The organism is Georgenia soli, assembly GCF_002563695.1.
Lineage (GTDB): Bacteria > Actinomycetota > Actinomycetes > Actinomycetales > Actinomycetaceae > Georgenia > Georgenia soli.
This window is the reverse complement of the sequence record NZ_PDJI01000004.1, coordinates 3,369,224-3,384,389: the sequence shown is the minus strand read 5'-3', so window position 1 is coordinate 3,384,389 and position 15,166 is coordinate 3,369,224. Positions and strand designations below refer to the sequence as shown.

Annotated in this window: 14 protein-coding genes and 3 tRNA genes; 8 read left to right on the top strand and 9 right to left on the bottom strand. The window is 73.2% G+C overall.

Going from position 1 to position 15,166, the window contains the following annotated elements; genetic code table 11:
• Positions 1-206 precede the first annotated feature (206 nt).
• Complete coding sequence (gene leuD, locus ATJ97_RS16565; RefSeq protein ID WP_098484672.1) at positions 207-890, bottom strand: 3-isopropylmalate dehydratase small subunit; 684 nt, start codon at positions 888-890, stop codon at positions 207-209.
• 14 nt (positions 891-904) lie between these two features.
• Complete coding sequence (gene leuC, locus ATJ97_RS16560) at positions 905-2,332, bottom strand: 3-isopropylmalate dehydratase large subunit (protein ID WP_098484671.1); 1,428 nt, start codon at positions 2,330-2,332, stop codon at positions 905-907.
• Positions 2,333-2,412: 80 nt separating this feature from the next.
• On the opposite strand from leuC, the gene ATJ97_RS16555 reads away from it, so the two are divergent.
• A complete protein-coding gene (locus ATJ97_RS16555) occupies positions 2,413-3,135 on the top strand; it encodes an IclR family transcriptional regulator (RefSeq protein ID WP_098484670.1) in 723 nt (240 codons plus the stop codon).
• A gap of 355 nt (positions 3,136-3,490) precedes the next feature.
• On the opposite strand, the gene ATJ97_RS16550 is transcribed toward ATJ97_RS16555, so the two are convergent.
• The 3 genes from ATJ97_RS16550 to ATJ97_RS16540 form a co-directional block, all read right to left on the bottom strand.
• Positions 3,491-3,566, bottom strand: a tRNA-Glu gene (locus ATJ97_RS16550).
• 183 nt (positions 3,567-3,749) lie between these two features.
• Positions 3,750-3,822: transfer RNA gene (locus tag ATJ97_RS16545), tRNA-Glu, on the bottom strand.
• A gap of 44 nt (positions 3,823-3,866) precedes the next feature.
• Positions 3,867-3,941, bottom strand: a tRNA-Gln gene (locus tag ATJ97_RS16540).
• A 233-nt stretch (positions 3,942-4,174) separates the two neighbouring features.
• On the opposite strand from ATJ97_RS16540, the gene ATJ97_RS16535 reads away from it, so the two are divergent.
• On the top strand, positions 4,175-4,810 hold the full coding sequence (locus ATJ97_RS16535) for a hypothetical protein (RefSeq protein ID WP_143427052.1): 636 nt from the start codon (positions 4,175-4,177) through the stop codon (positions 4,808-4,810).
• Between the two features lie 73 nt (positions 4,811-4,883).
• Complete coding sequence (locus tag ATJ97_RS16530) at positions 4,884-5,489, top strand: DinB family protein (protein ID WP_098484668.1); 606 nt, start codon at positions 4,884-4,886, stop codon at positions 5,487-5,489.
• 52 nt (positions 5,490-5,541) lie between these two features.
• Here the strand turns inward: ATJ97_RS16530 and gltX are convergent, their stop codons facing one another.
• On the bottom strand, positions 5,542-7,068 hold the full coding sequence (gene gltX / locus ATJ97_RS16525) for a glutamate--tRNA ligase (protein WP_098484667.1): 1,527 nt from the start codon (positions 7,066-7,068) through the stop codon (positions 5,542-5,544).
• Between the two features lie 224 nt (positions 7,069-7,292).
• On the opposite strand from gltX, the gene ATJ97_RS16520 reads away from it, so the two are divergent.
• Positions 7,293-8,459, top strand: coding sequence for a MalY/PatB family protein (locus ATJ97_RS16520; protein WP_245862663.1), 1,167 nt, complete (start codon positions 7,293-7,295; stop codon positions 8,457-8,459).
• Positions 8,460-8,489: 30 nt separating this feature from the next.
• Here ATJ97_RS16520 and ATJ97_RS16515 read toward each other — a convergent pair whose 3' ends face one another.
• The 3 genes from ATJ97_RS16515 to ATJ97_RS16505 all read right to left on the bottom strand — a co-directional run bounded on the left by ATJ97_RS16515 (position 8,490) and on the right by ATJ97_RS16505 (position 10,578).
• A complete protein-coding gene (locus ATJ97_RS16515) occupies positions 8,490-9,071 on the bottom strand; it encodes a P-loop NTPase family protein (protein ID WP_098484666.1) in 582 nt (193 codons plus the stop codon).
• A 26-nt stretch (positions 9,072-9,097) separates the two neighbouring features.
• Entirely contained in the window at positions 9,098-9,727 is a 630-nt protein-coding gene (locus tag ATJ97_RS16510) for an SRPBCC family protein (protein WP_245862661.1), read from the bottom strand.
• Between the two features lie 77 nt (positions 9,728-9,804).
• Positions 9,805-10,578, bottom strand: coding sequence for a fumarylacetoacetate hydrolase family protein (locus tag ATJ97_RS16505; RefSeq protein ID WP_098484664.1), 774 nt, complete (start codon positions 10,576-10,578; stop codon positions 9,805-9,807).
• 39 nt (positions 10,579-10,617) lie between these two features.
• Here ATJ97_RS16505 and ATJ97_RS16500 point away from each other — a divergent pair, with 39 nt between their 5' ends.
• The 4 genes from ATJ97_RS16500 (at position 10,618) to ATJ97_RS16485 (ending at position 15,137) form a co-directional block, all read left to right on the top strand.
• The gene (locus ATJ97_RS16500; RefSeq protein ID WP_098484663.1) at positions 10,618-11,664 is read left to right on the top strand and encodes a 3-methyladenine DNA glycosylase; all 1,047 of its coding nucleotides are present in this window, start codon (positions 10,618-10,620) and stop codon (positions 11,662-11,664) included.
• Positions 11,665-12,080: 416 nt separating this feature from the next.
• Entirely contained in the window at positions 12,081-12,629 is a 549-nt protein-coding gene (locus ATJ97_RS16495; RefSeq protein ID WP_098484662.1) for an AMIN-like domain-containing (lipo)protein, read from the top strand.
• 58 nt (positions 12,630-12,687) lie between these two features.
• A complete protein-coding gene (locus tag ATJ97_RS16490) occupies positions 12,688-13,980 on the top strand; it encodes an APC family permease (RefSeq protein ID WP_098484661.1) in 1,293 nt (430 codons plus the stop codon).
• A complete protein-coding gene (locus tag ATJ97_RS16485) occupies positions 13,977-15,137 on the top strand; it encodes a heparan-alpha-glucosaminide N-acetyltransferase domain-containing protein (RefSeq protein ID WP_098484660.1) in 1,161 nt (386 codons plus the stop codon). Before ATJ97_RS16490 ends, ATJ97_RS16485 begins: the two co-directional genes overlap by 4 nt.
• The last annotated feature ends 29 nt before the right edge of the window (positions 15,138-15,166 follow it).

The following is a 15,166-nucleotide window of genomic DNA, read 5'->3' as shown; positions in this document are numbered from 1 at the left end:
AACTGACGGGGCGCAATGTCGTAGCGGACCCGGCTGGTCCGCGGTCGGTTCAGGATACGTGGGGCACCGCGGGCGCGTGGAGGGCAGGTGCGTGTCGACTCGGACACACAGCGCCCCGCGGACCATAGGGTCCGCGGGGCGCTGGGTACGGCGTCGTTCGACGCGCGGCGAGCAGTCCGGGCGTGTCCCGGCTCAGGGCTCCGGGCTCAGGAGAGGGGCGCGTCGGCGTGGGCGGGCAGTCCGCCGCCGTCGCCGCCGACCGGGCGGGCCGCCATGACGTGCACCGGGGGCAGCGTCCTGGCGGGCAGGGTCCTGGGCCGCCAGGACGCCCGGGTCTCCTCGAAGGCGGTGATGTCGGGCTCGTTCTGCAGGGTCAGGCCGATGTCGTCCAGGCCCTCGAGCAAGCGCCAGCGCGTGTAGTCGTCGATCTGGAAGGTGGTGTGGACGTCGCCGGCGACGACGGTGCGCTCCACCAGGTCGACGGTCACCTCGGTGCCCGGCTCGTTCTCGAGCACCTTCCACATCATCTCGGCGTCCTCCTGGCTGATGACGCCGGCCACGAGGCCCTGCTTGCCGGCGTTGCCGCGGAAGATGTCGGCGAACTTCGGCGAGAGGACCACGCGGAAGCCGTAGTCCTTCAGCGCCCACACCGCGTGCTCGCGGGAGGAGCCGGTGCCGAAGTCCGGGCCTGCGACGAGCACGGAGCCCGGCGCGTAGGCCGGCTGGTTGAGGATGAAGTCGGGGTCGCCGCGCCAGGCGGCGAACAGCGCGTCCTCGAAGCCGGTGCGCGTCACGCGCTTGAGGTAGACGGCGGGGATGATCTGGTCGGTGTCGACGTTGCTGCGCCGCAGGGGGACGCCGACGCCGGTGTGCTGGGTGAACTTCTCCATGGTTCCTTGGCTCCTCAGGCGTGGACGGGCTCGGCGGCGGGTGCGAGGTCTGCCGGCGCGGACAGGGTGCCGCGGACGGCGGTGGCGGCGGCGACCAACGGCGAGACGAGGTGCGTGCGACCGCCCTTGCCCTGCCGGCCCTCGAAGTTGCGGTTCGACGTCGACGCCGCCCGCTCCCCCGGCTTCAGCTGGTCGGGGTTCATCCCCAGGCACATCGAGCAGCCGGCGTTGCGCCACTCGGCACCGAAGTCGAGGAAGACCTGGTCCAGGCCCTCCGCCTCGGCCTGCAGCCGGACCCGGGCGGAGCCGGGGACGACGAGCACGCGGACGTCGTCGTGCTTCCTCCGGCCCTTGACGACCTCGGCGACGGCGCGCAGGTCCTCGATGCGGCCGTTCGTGCACGAGCCGATGAACACCGTGTCCACGGCGATGTCGCGCAGCGGGGTGCCGGGGGTCAGCGCCATGTACTCCAGGGCGCGCTCGGCGGCCTTGCGGGCGGACTCGTCGGCGATGTCGACCGGGTCCGGCACGCGGGCGGAGAGCGGCAGGCCCTGGCCGGGGTTGGTGCCCCAGGTGACGAACGGCTCGAGCTCGTCGGCGCGCAGGGTGATCTCGGCGTCGAACACCGCGTCGTCGTCGCTGCGCAGCGTCTTCCAGTACTCGACGGCGGCGTCCCAGTCGGCACCCTCGGGGGCGTGCGGGCGGCCCTTGATGTACTCGAAGGTGGTCTCGTCGGGGGCGATCATGCCGGCGCGGGCGCCCGCCTCGATCGACATGTTGCAGATGGTCATCCGCGCCTCCATCGAGAGGTTGCGGATGGCCTCGCCGCGGTACTCCAGGACGTAGCCCTGGCCGCCGCCGGTGCCGATCTTGGCGATGATCGCCAGGATGATGTCCTTGGCGGTGGTGCCCTCGCGCAGCTGGCCCTCGACGTTGATCGCCATCGTCCTGAAGGGCGTCAGCGGGAGCGTCTGGGTCGCGAGCACGTGCTCGACCTCGGAGGTGCCGATGCCGAACGCCAGCGCGCCGAAGGCGCCGTGGGTGGAGGTGTGCGAGTCGCCGCAGACCACCGTGAGGCCGGGCATGGTCAGGCCGAGCTGGGGGCCGACGACGTGCACGATGCCCTGGTCGGCGTCGCCCAGGGAGTGCAGGCGGATGCCGAACTCCTCGGCGTTGTTGCGCAGGGTCTGGATCTGCGTGCGGCTGGTCGGGTCGGCGATCGGCCGGTCGATGTTCAGCGTCGGGGTGTTGTGGTCCTCCGTCGCGATCGTGAGGTCAGGGCGGCGCACCTGGCGGCCCGCGAGCCGGAGGCCCTCGAACGCCTGCGGGCTGGTGACCTCGTGCACCAGGTGCAGGTCGATGTAGAGAAGGTCGGGCGCACCGTCGACGCCCTTGCGCACCACGTGCGCGTCCCACACCTTCTCGGCCAGCGTTCCGCTCATCGTCTCTCCCTCGGATCGTCAGGGGCCGGCTGCATGTCGCGTACTTGCAATCTCACCCACTGAGATGTCAATATCGACCCATGGACAACTCTAGCGGAGTCGGCGTCCTTGACAAGGCCGCCACGGTTCTCGGGGCGCTGGAGGCCGGGCCTGCCACTCTCGCCCAGCTCGTGAGCGCCACCCACCTCGCACGCCCGACGGCGCACCGCCTCGCCGTCGCGCTCGAGTACCACCGTCTCGTCGCGCGCGACATGCAGGGACGGTTCATTCTCGGCCCCCGGCTGGCCGAGCTCGCCTCCGCCGCCGGCGAGGACCGCCTGCTCGCCGCCGCCGGCCCGGTGCTGACGGCGCTGCGGGACCACACCAACGAGAGCGCGCAGCTCTACCGCCGCCAGGGCGACCAGCGCATCTGCGTGGCTGCCGCCGAGCGGCCCATGGGACTGCGCGACTCCATCCCGGTCGGCGCGACGCTGAGCATGCTGGCCGGCTCCGCCGCCCAGGTGCTGCTCGCCTGGGAGGAGCCCGACCGCCTGCACCGCGGTCTGCACGGCGCCAACTTCACGGCGACCATGCTCTCCGCGGTGCGCCGTCGTGGCTGGGCACAGTCCGTGGCCGAGCGGGAGCCTGGCGTCGCCTCCATCTCCGCCCCGGTGCGCGGACCGTCGGGCCGGGTGCTCGCCGCCGTCTCCGTCTCCGGACCGATCGAGCGAATGGGCCGCCAGCCGGGCCGCCTGCATGCGGCCGCCGTCGTGGCTGCGGCCAACCGGCTCACCGAGGTGCTCAAGCGCACCGAGGAGGACTGACCCGACGGACCGCCCACCGACCGCCCGCCGCCCTGCGGTGACAGCCCGGCTTCCCGCCCTGGGGAGCCGGGCTTCGTCGTGCGGGCCGGGCCCTGCCGTGCGCGGAAGCCTTCCGGACCGGAAGCCGTCCGGGCCGGAGCCGTCCGGGCGGCAGGTCGGGTTCACGCCTCCCGCGCCGCGATCCCGGTGCCCGCTCGCACCTGCTGTCGACGTTTCCGCGCCCCTTCGTGCTCTCGGCGCCTGTTGCAGCACCCACCGAACGAAGGAACGGGCACCAAGAACGCGCCGGCGCGGTCGTCGCCCGGGGCGGGACAGCGAAAAGGCTCCCACCCGCATACGGGTGAGAGCCTCTCGGTGGTACCCCCAGCCGGATTCGAACCGGCGCCGCCGCCGTGAGAGGGCGGTGTCCTAGGCCACTAAACGATGGGGGCGTGATCTTCTGTTGTCGGCCTCCTCGCGGCGGCCTCGGAAGACATTACCAGAGGGATGACGAGGTATCGACCCGAGGGCCACCCACGAGCCCTGTGACGTCCCGCACAGGACTGACGGCCGCGCCCGATACCGCCAGGAGATGCACGAAAGGCCCCGCACCGAGGTGCGGGGCCTTTCGGAAGTACCCCCAGCCGGATTCGAACCGGCGCCGCCGCCGTGAGAGGGCGGTGTCCTAGGCCACTAAACGATGGGGGCTCGGCACCCTGAGGTGCCACGGTCGACGCGGAGCGTCTCCCGCTTGGCTGGGGTACCAGGACTCGAACCTAGACTAACTGAACCAGAATCAGTCGTGCTGCCAATTACACCATACCCCAAGGGGGTATAACCTCCGCTCCGCCGGCGGGGCGGGCGGGGGTCGTACCGTCGAAGAACATTACCCGAGCGGGGAGCCCGTTCCAAACTCGGAAGGCCTTCCGTGACCGTTCTCACGACCGGCCCGCACGCCGGCCTCCCACGACCGCCCGGCCACACCATGAGCACCACCTCTCGGGTCCGCGGGTCGGATATGTTCGTGGGGCACACCGACCCGGCCCTGGAGGGTCCGCCCATGTCACGAACCACCGCTCCGCGCCTCGCCCGCACGCTGGTGCTCCTCGCCTCCGGCGCGCTCGCCGCCGCCGGTCTCGCGGCGTGCACCGGCGCCAGCTCGGGGGACGGCGCGACGGCCCCGGGATCGGGCAGCACCGCGAGCGAGACCTCGGCGCCTGAGCCGACCGCCGCGGCGGAACCGGCCACCGTGACGTGGGACCACCCGGAGCTCGAGGGGTACGCCGTCTCCGAGGAGCCGCCCACCGACACGGTCGTCCAGCTCGAGAACGACGATCTCGCCTGCCTCCTGCAGCTCACGCACGAGGTCATCCCCGACGCGGGCATCGACGACTCGACGTACACCGACACCGCCATCAAGAACGCCACCTCGGCCCTCGGGGAGATCACCGAGACGGGCCGCGAGGACTCCGCCATCCCGTCCGACGCCGGTCCGCTCGCCGCCCGCGAGGTCTCTCTGACGGCCTCGTCCGGGGCGCAGGAGCTGGACGTGAGGATGTTGCTGCGGGCCTCCTCCGCGGACCAGGTGCTCGTGGGCCTCGTGCACGTGTGTCCCGCCGGCGGCCTCGACGAGGCCACGTGGGACAGCTTCGTCGCCGGCACCACCCTGCACGGGACCACCGCGACCAGCTTCTGAGCCCGCGCACCCGGCGGGAGGTCGCCGGCCCTGACGCGCGTCGTCGCAGCTTCGCCGGCACTAACGTCGGGCCATGGATCCCGACGACGTCCGCCACGCCGCGCAGTGGTTCGCCACCGAGCTGCGCGCCCGCCCCGACGACGAGTTCGACTACGACCGGCCGGCGCGCGGCCTGGAGTGGACGTGCTGGTACACGGTCGAGCACGTCGTGGACGACCAGCTGAGCTACGCGCTCCAGCTTTCCGGGCGCCTCACGGACGGCTACCTCCCCCTGACACCTCCGGGTGAGGGCACCAACCTGCTGCGGGTCGACCGCGCCGCGGGGGCGGAGGGGCTCGCCAGGACGCTCGAGGCGGTGGCGGAGCTGCTCGCCGCCCAGGTCGAGCTCCACCCGCGCACGGCCCGCGCCTGGCACCCGGACGGCATCTCGGACCCGGGCGGATTCGCCGCGATGGGTGTCTGCGAGATCGTCATCCACGCCTGGGACGTCCTGAGCGCGCTGGACGACGAGGTCGCAGACCTCCCCGAGGACCTCTGCGAGGGCGTGCTGGCCCGGCTGTTCCCGGGCACCCCCGACATCGGGACGTTCCAGGACCAGCTGCTGTGGCAGACGGGACGCGAGGAGCTCGCCGGGTACGGGCGCCTGACGAGCTGGCGCTGGGAGCCGACGGTGCGCTGAGGCGAGGCCCCCCGCGGCCGGAGGGCCTCGCCGTCGTCAGGCTCCGCCGTCGTCAGGCCTGGGCGGAACGGAGGCGGGACCGCAGCGAGCGCAGCCGGGCGAGGGTCGAGTCCCGGCCGAGGAGCTCCATCGACTCGAACAGCGGCGGGGAGACCCGCCGGCCGGTGACGGCCACGCGCAGCGGCGTGAACGCGAACTTCGGCTTGATGCCCATCCCCTCGACGATGGCCGCGCGCAGCGCCGCCTCGACCGCCTCGGTCGTGAAGTCGGCCAGCGGCTCGAGCGCGCCCACGGCGGCGTCGAGAACCTCCGCCGCCTCCGCCCGCAGCGCCTTCAGGGCGTCATCCTCGACGACGAGCTCGTCGTCGGCGCGGAAGAGGAAGCCGAGCATGCCGACCGCCTCGCCGAGCAGCGTCATGCGCTCCTGGGTCAGCGGGGCCGCACGGACGAGCAGCTCCTGCTCCCGCTCGCCGAGCTCGTCGAAGGTCGCGGCGGGCACCAGGCCGGCGGCGTGCAGGTACGGCACCAGGCGCGCTCGGAAGTCCTCCGGCGAGAGCATGCGCACGTGGGTGGCGTTGATGGCCTCGGCCTTCTTCAGGTCGAACCGCGCGGGGTTGGGGTTGACGTTCGCGACGTCGAACGCCGCGACCATCTCCTCCTTGGAGAAGATGTCGTTGTCCGCGGAGATGCCCCAGCCCAGCAGCGCCAGGTAGTTCAGCAGCCCCTCGGGGGTGAAGCCGCGCTCGCGGTGCAGGAAGAGGTTCGACTCGGGGTCGCGCTTGGACAGCTTCCGGTTGCCCTCCCCCATCACGTACGGGAGGTGCCCGAAGACCGGCATGACGTCCGCGATGCCGAGGTCGAGCAGCGCCCGGTAGAGCACCACCTGGCGCGGGGTGGAGGAGAGCAGGTCCTCGCCGCGCAGCACGTGCGTGATCTTCATCAGCGCGTCGTCGACCGGGTTGGTGAGGGTGTACAGCGGGAAGCCGTTGGCCCGGACGATGACGAAGTCGGGGATCGACCCGGCCTTGAAGGTGACGTCGCCGCGGACGAGGTCGGTGAAGGTCACGTCCTCCTCCGGCATGCGGACCCGCAGCACCGGCTCACGGCCCTCGGCGCGGTAGGCGGCCTTCTGCTCGTCGGTGAGGTCGCGGTCGAAGCCGTCGTAGCCGAGCTTGGGGTCACGGCCCGCGGCCCGGTGCCGTGCCTCGATCTCCTCCGGCGTGGAGAACGACTCGTAGGCGTACCCGGCCTCGAGGAGCTTCTGCGCCACGTCGCGGTAGACGTCCATGCGCTCGGACTGGCGGTAGGGGCCGTACGGGCCGCCGACCTCGACGCCCTCGTCCCAGTCCAGCCCGAGCCAGCGCAGCGCCTCGAGGATCTGCTGGTAGCTCTCCTCGGAGTCACGGGCCGGGTCGGTGTCCTCGATGCGGAACACGAACGTGCCGCCCACGTGCCGGGCGTGCGCCCAGTTGAACAGCGCGGTGCGGATCAGCCCCACGTGCGGGGTACCGGTGGGCGAGGGGCAGAAGCGCACCCGGACGGCGGAGCCAGTCGGGGCCGTGGCGAGGTTCTCGGTCATGATGCCTCCCAGCGTAGCCGCGCCGCCCGGCGCCTCCCCCGGGGGCGTCCGGTTCTCCGCGCCGTCCCGGACGACGGCGCTTTCTCCGCGTCGTGCCCGACGACGGCGCTTTCTCCGCGTCGTCCCCGACGACGGCGTTCCGCCCGCCGGCCCGGTGCGGCGGGTGTCAGCGGGGCCGGGTAGCGTCGTCGGGGATCGAGGAGGACGAGAGACAGGCGGGCGCGGTGCGCGACTTCGACAACATCACCATCGACCAGCTGCGGGCGGCGGGCGGGACGAAGTGGACCCGCTTCCCCGACTGCATCGGCGCGTTCGTCGCCGAGATGGACTTCGGTGTCCCTCCGGTCGTGCAGGACATCGTGCGCAGCGCCGCGGACGCGGGCGCCCTCGGGTACCTGCCGGTCGCCGAGCGGCAGGCCGCCCGCGACGCCACGTCCGACTGGCTGCTGCGCAACACCGGCTGGCGGGTGCCCTCCGAGCGTGTCCACCTGCTGCCGGACGTGCTGTCGGTGCTGCGCGAGACCATCCGACACTTCATCCCGCCAGGCTCCGCCGTCATCGTCCCGACCCCGGCGTACATGCCGTTCCTCACCGTGGTCCCGGCGCTCGACCGCGAGGTCGTCCAGGTGCCGAGCCTCGTCGACGACGCCGGGCGCTACACCCTCGACCTCGACGCCATCGACGCCGCCTTCGCCGCCGGCGCGGGACTGCTGGTGCTGTGCAACCCCTGGAACCCGGTCGGCCGGGTGCTGACGCGCGAGGAGCTCCTCGCCCTCGCGGAGGTGGTCGACCGGCACGGGGGCCGGGTCTTCTCCGACGAGATCCACGCGCCGATCCTGCTCGACGAGGTCGAGCACGTCCCGTACGCCTCCCTGGACGAGCGCACCGCGGGCCACACGGTCACGGCGGTGGCGGCGTCAAAGGGCTGGAACGTCCCGGGCCTGAAGTGCGGGCAGATGATCCTGTCCAACGAGGCCGACCAGGCCGCGTTCGCGCCCTACGCGGCGGACGTCTCCGACACCGTGGGCCTGCTGGGCGCACGCGTCGCCACCGCCGTCTACACGGACGACGGCGGCTGGCTCGACGACGTCGTCGAGTACCTGCGCGGGAACCGCGACCTGCTGGCGAAGCTGGTCGCCGAGCACCTGCCCGGGGCCGTCCTGACCCGGACCGAGGGCAGCTACATCGCGTGGCTCGACTGCCGGGCGCTGGACATCGAGGGGTCGGCCGCGGCGTTCTTCCGCCGCGAGGCCCAGGTCGCCCTCACCGACGGCATCGCGTGCGGCGAGGCGGGGGCGGGCTTCGTCCGCATCATCATGGCGACGCCGCGCCCGATCCTGCGCCGCGCCGTCGAGCAGATGGGTGAGGCGCTGGCGCGCGTGCGGGTCTAGCCGACGGAGCGCCCCGGCCCGCCCGTCCGGTCATACCGTGCTTGCCGCGAGGGGACCGTCGCACCACCGACGGCTGTCGCGGTGACTCCGCAGGCGCACCACCGGGAGGTCGGGCAGCGCCCTGGCCCGCCGCACCGCCTCGACCCGCTCCGGGAGGCCGTCGTACTTGTGGCGGGTCCGCCACGCCCACCGGATGATGTGGTCGGGCTGGTGCAGGACACCGAGCAGCGGTCCCTCGCGGTTCCCGTTCCACAGCTCGACGCGCCCGACCCGGCGCGTCACCGTGCGCACCGTCACCTGCGTCATCGTCCGGGCGACCGGCAGGTCGAGCCACACCATCAGGTCGGCACGGGCCAGGAGCAGCGGGCGGGCGGCGGCGTACTGCCACTCGGTCACCCACTCCTCGCGGACGACGAGGCGCTCGACGTCCGCCAGGAACTCGGGGCGTGGGCGCCAGCCCGGTCCGTGGAAGAGAGCGTCGATCTCGACGTGCGGGACCCCGAGCCGCGCCGCTGCTCTCCGCGCCAGCGTCGTCTTCCCGGAGCCGGAGACGCCCGCGACGACGATCCGCGACGGGCGGCGGGGCAGCGGGTCGTCGGGGCCGAGAAGCACCGACCCATGATGGCAGCGGCCTCAGCTCAAGAAGTGACCTCGGCGCGGTCACGGATTCCGCGAAGCATCCGCTCGGTCATGACGAAGCTGACCACCTGGACGGCCTCGACCAGCGGACGCACCCACGGGCGCTCCCAGCCGTACCGCTCGCGGACGAGCATGCGGGTGCCGCCGTCCGGCGTCGGGCGGAGCACGAACGCCCAGGTGAAGTCGTACGGGGGCGCCGGCAGGCCCGGCGCGACGCCGCCGTGGAGCACCAGGTGCTCGGCGGGGCTCACAGCGGCGACCTCGAGCCCCACCTCGGGGGCGAGACGGACCTCGTCCCCCACGGCGACGTCCTGCCACTCGGAGACGATCCGCCCCGCGCTGTGGATGTCGCAGCCCGCGAGGTTCTCGAGCGCGTCGTAGCTGTAGAACCCGCCGCGGCCCTGACCGAGCTGGGCGATCCAGGGCCAGACCTTCCCGGGCGGCGCGGCGATGTCGACCGCTCGGGTGGCGACGAGCCCGGCGGCCGGGAGGAGGTCGTCGCCCGGCAGCGCCTCGGCGACCTCGGCCTCCGTGGCGCCCCAGCACGCCTGGACCTGCCGCAGCGCGGCGGCCGCCAGGGCGACGGAGGCGAGGATCAGCGGGACAGGAGCGACACGGGTCGGGGTCACGGTGATCACCTCAGTGCCAGCGCACCACCGCCGTCGGACCGGCGGAAGTGACCGAGGTCCCGGGTGCTGCGGGCGGCTCAGTCCCGGCGCACGACAGGGTTGGAGAACGCCCCGATGCCCTCCACCTCGACCTCGACCCGCTGGCCCACGTCGATGGGCCCGACCCCCGCCGGGGTGCCGGTGAGGATCACGTCGCCGGGCAGCAGCGTGAAGATCGAGGAGACGTACGCGACGAGGTCCGGCACCTTGTGGACGAGGTCGGAGGTCCGACCGTCCTGCCGGATCTCGCCGTCGACCCGCGCCCGCACGGCGAGGTCCGAGACGTCGAGGTCGATGGTGATGTAGGGGCCGAGCGGGCAGGAGGTGTCGAAACCCTTCGCGCGGGTCCACTGCGAGTCGGTGGACTGGACGTCGCGGGCGGTGACGTCGTTGGCGACGGTGTAGCCGAAGATGACGTCGCCGGCCTTCTCCCGCGGCACGAACTTGCACAGCCGCGAGATGACGACGGCGAGCTCGGCCTCGTGGTGGACGTTCTGGCTGTAGGCGGGCAGCACGATCGGGTCGTCGGGCCCGATGACGGAGGTGTTCGGCTTGAGGAACACCAGCGGCTCCGCGGGCACCTCGTTGCCCATCTCGGCGGCGTGGTCGGCGTAGTTGCGGCCGATGCCGATGACCTTCGAGCGCGGGATCACCGGGGAGAGGAGGCGGACCTCGTCGAGCGGCACGCGCTTGCCGGTGGTGTCGAGGTCCCCGTAGATCGGGTCGCCCCGCAGGACCACGAGCTCGTCCGTCTCCTCGTCGAGGATGCCGTACTGCGGGTTCTCCCCTGTGATGAACCGTGCGATGCGCATGGACCCACCCTAGTCAGCCCGTCTCCTACCCTGGACGCCATGTCCACCCTGACCGCTCCGGTGCGCGCGCTCGCGCCGGCCGAGTGGACGGTTCGGGCGTCGGCCCACGCCGCACGCGCCGACGCGCTCACCGCCGACCGCCGCGCGCGCCGGTCCCGGCACGAGAAGCACCCCATCGAGGACTTCCTCGTCGAGTACTACCCCGTCCGGCCCGCCCAGCTCGCCCGCTGGCACCCCGGCGTCGGCGTCGCCCTCCTCGCCGACGGCCGTCCCGACGCCGACGCTGCGCTCGCCGAGCGGGCCGGCTGGCGCTGGCACACCACGCTTCCCGACGGCGCAGCACCGCCCAGCGTCATCGTTACAACTTCGACGCGGTATCCGCACCGAAGTTGTGACGATGACGGTCCGGAGCGCGACGAGCCCGTGGCCCTTCCGGCGGACGGCGTGGGGCGAGACGTGCCGTCCGCCGTCGTCCTGGACGTCGAGGCCTTCCTCGCGGACCGCGGCGAGGGGGTGCGGTGGATCGACGACCTGCTGCGGCGCACGGCCGCGCGGCCCGCCCACCTGGGCTGCCTGGGGCTGCACGAGTGGGCGATGGTCTACCGGCAGCGCGAGCACCGTCACCAGCTGCCGCTGCGGCTGGGGCAGGCGGGCACGGACGCGGTGGTCGAGGCCCACCCGATCCGGTGCACGCACTTCGACGCGTTCCGGTTCTTCACCGAGCCCGCACGCCCGCTGAACCGGCTCCAGCCCGACCGCGCCACCCAGCCGGACCTGGAGCAGCCCGGCTGCCTGCACGCCAACATGGACCTGCTCAAGGCCGCCCTGAAGCTCGGCCCCGCCTGCCCGGGCGAGCTGCTGCTCGACTGCTTCGAGCTCGCCCGGGACATCCGCCTGCTCGACATGCAGGCCTCCCCGTACGACGTCACCAGCCTCGGCCACGAGCCGGTGGCGATCGAGACGCCGGCGGGGCGGGCGGAGTACGTGGCCCGGCAGCGGGAGTTCAGCGACCGGGCCGCGCCGCTACGGTCCCGGCTTCTCGAGGTCACCACGACCCTCCTCGCGGCCGACGCCTCCTCCCGTTGAGTCGTCACCAACTCCCCCACTCGTCACGAACTCCGCCGTCGTCACCAACTCCGCGAGTCGTCACGAACTCCGCGAGTTGTCACGAACCCCGCGAGTCGTCACGGACTCCGCGAGTCGTCACGGACTCCGCGAGTCGTCACGAACTCCCCCACTCGTCATGAATTCCAACGGGCGTCACGAGCTCCGCCCGACTGAGGAAGAAGGTGACTTGTCACGGAGGGGGCGGCACCTCACGGATGAAATGACTGCTCACGGAGTAGATGACTTCTCGCGGAGGAGTTGACGTCTCACCGGGAGGGACCGGCGGAGGGTCGGAATCGTTACGCGTTCGCCGTTCGGGGGCACTGTGCGCGCCACCGTCCGAGGCGTACCGTCGTCTTGCCATCCGGGGGAAGCCCGCCTGAGTGGAGAGTGCGATGAAGCGTCTCTTGCGTGCAGTTCTCGTGCTGGTTCTCGGTCTCCTGCTCCTCGGTCCCGTCTCCGCCGCCCAGGCCGCCACGCCGTACTGCGGGATCCGCTGGGGCTCAGGGCCCAAGAGCGTGCCGACCATGTCGATGGACGCTCACCTGACGAACGTGCGCACCGGCCGGCACGCGTGCTTCGACCGGATGGTGGTTGACGTGCGCGGCGACATCCGCGGCTACGACGTCCGCTACGTCCGCCAGGTGTACCAGGAGGGCTCGGGCTTCGTGGTGCCGCTGCGCGGCGGCGCCAAGCTCGCCGTCGTCGCGCGGGTCCCCGCCTACGACGACAACGGCCGCGCCACGTACCGGCCGGCGAACCCGCGGGAGCTGCGCAACGTCACCGGCTACCGCACGTTCCGCCAGCTCGCCTGGGCCGGGACGTTCGAGGGGCAGTCGACGATCGGTCTCGGCGTGCGGGCCCGGCTCCCGTTCCGGGCGTTCATCGTCGACGGCCCGGGCAGCGGCTCGCGCCTCGTGGTCGACGTCGCGCACCGCTGGTAGCGCGGCGGGAAGGTGACCGGGCACGTCCCGGTCACCTTCCGCCGCTACCCTGCGCGCCGTGACCTCCGCTCCCCTCGCCCGCCGGCTCGACCTGCGCGATGCCGTCGTCATCGGCGCGTCGTCGATGATCGGCGCCGGCGTCTTCGCCGTCTTCGCGCCGGCGTCCCGCGCGGCCGGGCCGTGGCTGCTGGCCGGCCTGGCCCTCGCCGTCGTCGTCGCCCTGTGCAACGCGACCTCGACGGCGCAGCTCGCGGCCACCTACCCCACCTCGGGCGGGACGTACGTCTACGGCCGGGAGCAGCTGGGGCCGTGGTGGGGCTACGCCGCCGGCTGGTGCTTCGTCGTCGGCAAGACCGCCTCGTGCGCCGCCATGGCGACGACGTTCGCCGCCTACACCGTCCCCGGTCCGTGGCAGCGGCCGGTGGCGGTGGCCGCGGTGGTCGCGCTGACGGCCGTGAGCTGGCGTGGTGTGACGCGGACTGCGGGGCTCGCCCGGGTGATCCTCGCCGTGGTCCTGGTGGCCATCGCGGTGGCGCTCGCGGGTGCGTGGCTCGGCGGGGCCGCCGGTCCGCTCCTGGCGGGCGGCGGGGCGACGGCGGACGGCGCACCGTCCGCCGTCGGCCCCCTGGAGGTGCTGCAGTCTGCGGGGCTCATCTTCTTCGCCCTCGCGGGCTACGCCCGCATCGCCACGCTCGGCGAGGAGGTCCGCGAGCCGCGCACGACCATCCCCCGCGCGATCGTCACCACGCTCGTGGCCGTCGCGGCGCTCTACGCCGTCGTGGCGGTGACCCTGCTCAGCGTCCTCGGCCCCGACCTCCTCGCCCGTTCCGGGGCCCCGCTGGCCGACGCCGTCGCGGCGGGGTCCTGGGACTGGGCCGTGCCGGTGGTGCGGGTGGGCGCGGCCGCCGCCTGCCTGGGGGCGCTGCTGGCGCTGCTCGCCGGGGTCGGCCGCACCACGCTGGCGATGGCCCGGCACGGAGACCTCCCCCGCCCCCTGGCCGCCGTGCACCCGCGCTTCCGCGTCCCGCACCGCGCGGAGGCGGCCGTGGCAGCGGTCGTGGTGGTCGCCGTGTCGGTCGCGGACCTGCGCGAGCTCATCGGTTTCAGCTCGGTCGGGGTGCTGCTGTACTACGCCGTCGCCAACGTCTCGGCGTTCACCCAGGGCGCCGACCGCCGGCTCTACCCCCGCTGGGTGCAGGTGCTCGGCGCGGTGGGCTGCCTGACGCTCGCGCTCACCCTGCCGGCCGTCTCCGTGGTGACGGGTCTGGCCGTCCTCGTCGTCGGCCTGGTGTACCGGCTGGTGCGCCGCCGCGGCCGCGGCGCCGTGGCTGCCTCTACGCTCGACGGGTGAGCGCCCCGCACCCGTCCGGTCCCGCCGCGAACGCCCTCGCGTCGGCGGGCGACCCCGCGCGCCCACGCGCCGGCCGCCTCGTCGGCGTCGACATCGCCCGCGGCCTGGCCATCCTCGGCATGTTCGTCGCCCATCTCGGCGACGACGGACCCGACGGCGGGCACGACCCGGAGTGGTTCGTCGTCGCGGACGGCCGCTCGGCGGCGCTGTTCGCGCTGCTGGCCGGCGTCTCGCTCGCGCTCGCCAACGGCCGGCAGGTGCCGCCGTCGGGACTCGCGCTGACGCGGGCGCGCCTCGCGACGCTCGTCCGCGCGGGGGTGCTCCTGGTGATCGGCGTGGTCCTCGTGCTGCTGGGCACACCGGTGCTGGTCATCCTGCCGGCGTACGCTGCGATGTTCGTCCTCGCCCTGCCGTTCCTGGGGGCGGACCGGCGGGTGCTGCTGGCGGGGGCGGTGACGGCCGCCGTCGTCTCCCCCGCCGTCATCTTCCTGCTCACCACCCCGCTGGAGCGGGGCGGGACGAGCATCGCCGCCACGCTCACCGGGCAGGCCGACCCCGTCGAGCTGCCGATGGACGAGCTCGCCACCGGCGCCTACCCCGCCCTCATCTTCATCGCCTACCTCCTCCTCGGGCTGCTGGTGGGCCGGTCGAACCTCTCCGCCGTCCCGGTCCAGCTGGGTCTGGTCGGCGCGGGGACGGTCCTCGCCGCGGCCGCCTGGGGCTCCTCCTACCTGGTGCTGGACGCCCTGGGCGCGGACGCCTCGCCGCTGGCCCTCCGCCTCGCCAGCGCCGCCGCCCACGACGACTCCACGCTGGAGGTCATCGGCAACTGCGGCACCTCGATCGCCGTGATCGGGCTGTGCCTCCTGCTCACGCGGCCGGGGACGGCCGCCGGGCGGGCGGCGTCCGCGGTCCTCTCCCCCGTCGCCGCGGCGGGTGCCACGAGCCTGAGCACGTACTCCTTCCACATCGTCGCCATCTTCGTCCTCGGCAACGCGGTGGTCTGGTACCCCGAGTCCAACGCCGTGCTGGTCTGGTTCGTCGTCGTCGCGCTCGTCGGCGCGTGGCTCTGGCGCCGGTTCCTTGGGCAGGGGCCGCTCGAGCGCCTGGTGCGCTCCGCCGTCGCCGGGGTGCTGGGGTCGGCACCGGCCCGCTGAGGCGTCAGCCGCCGAAGGCGCGGTCCAGG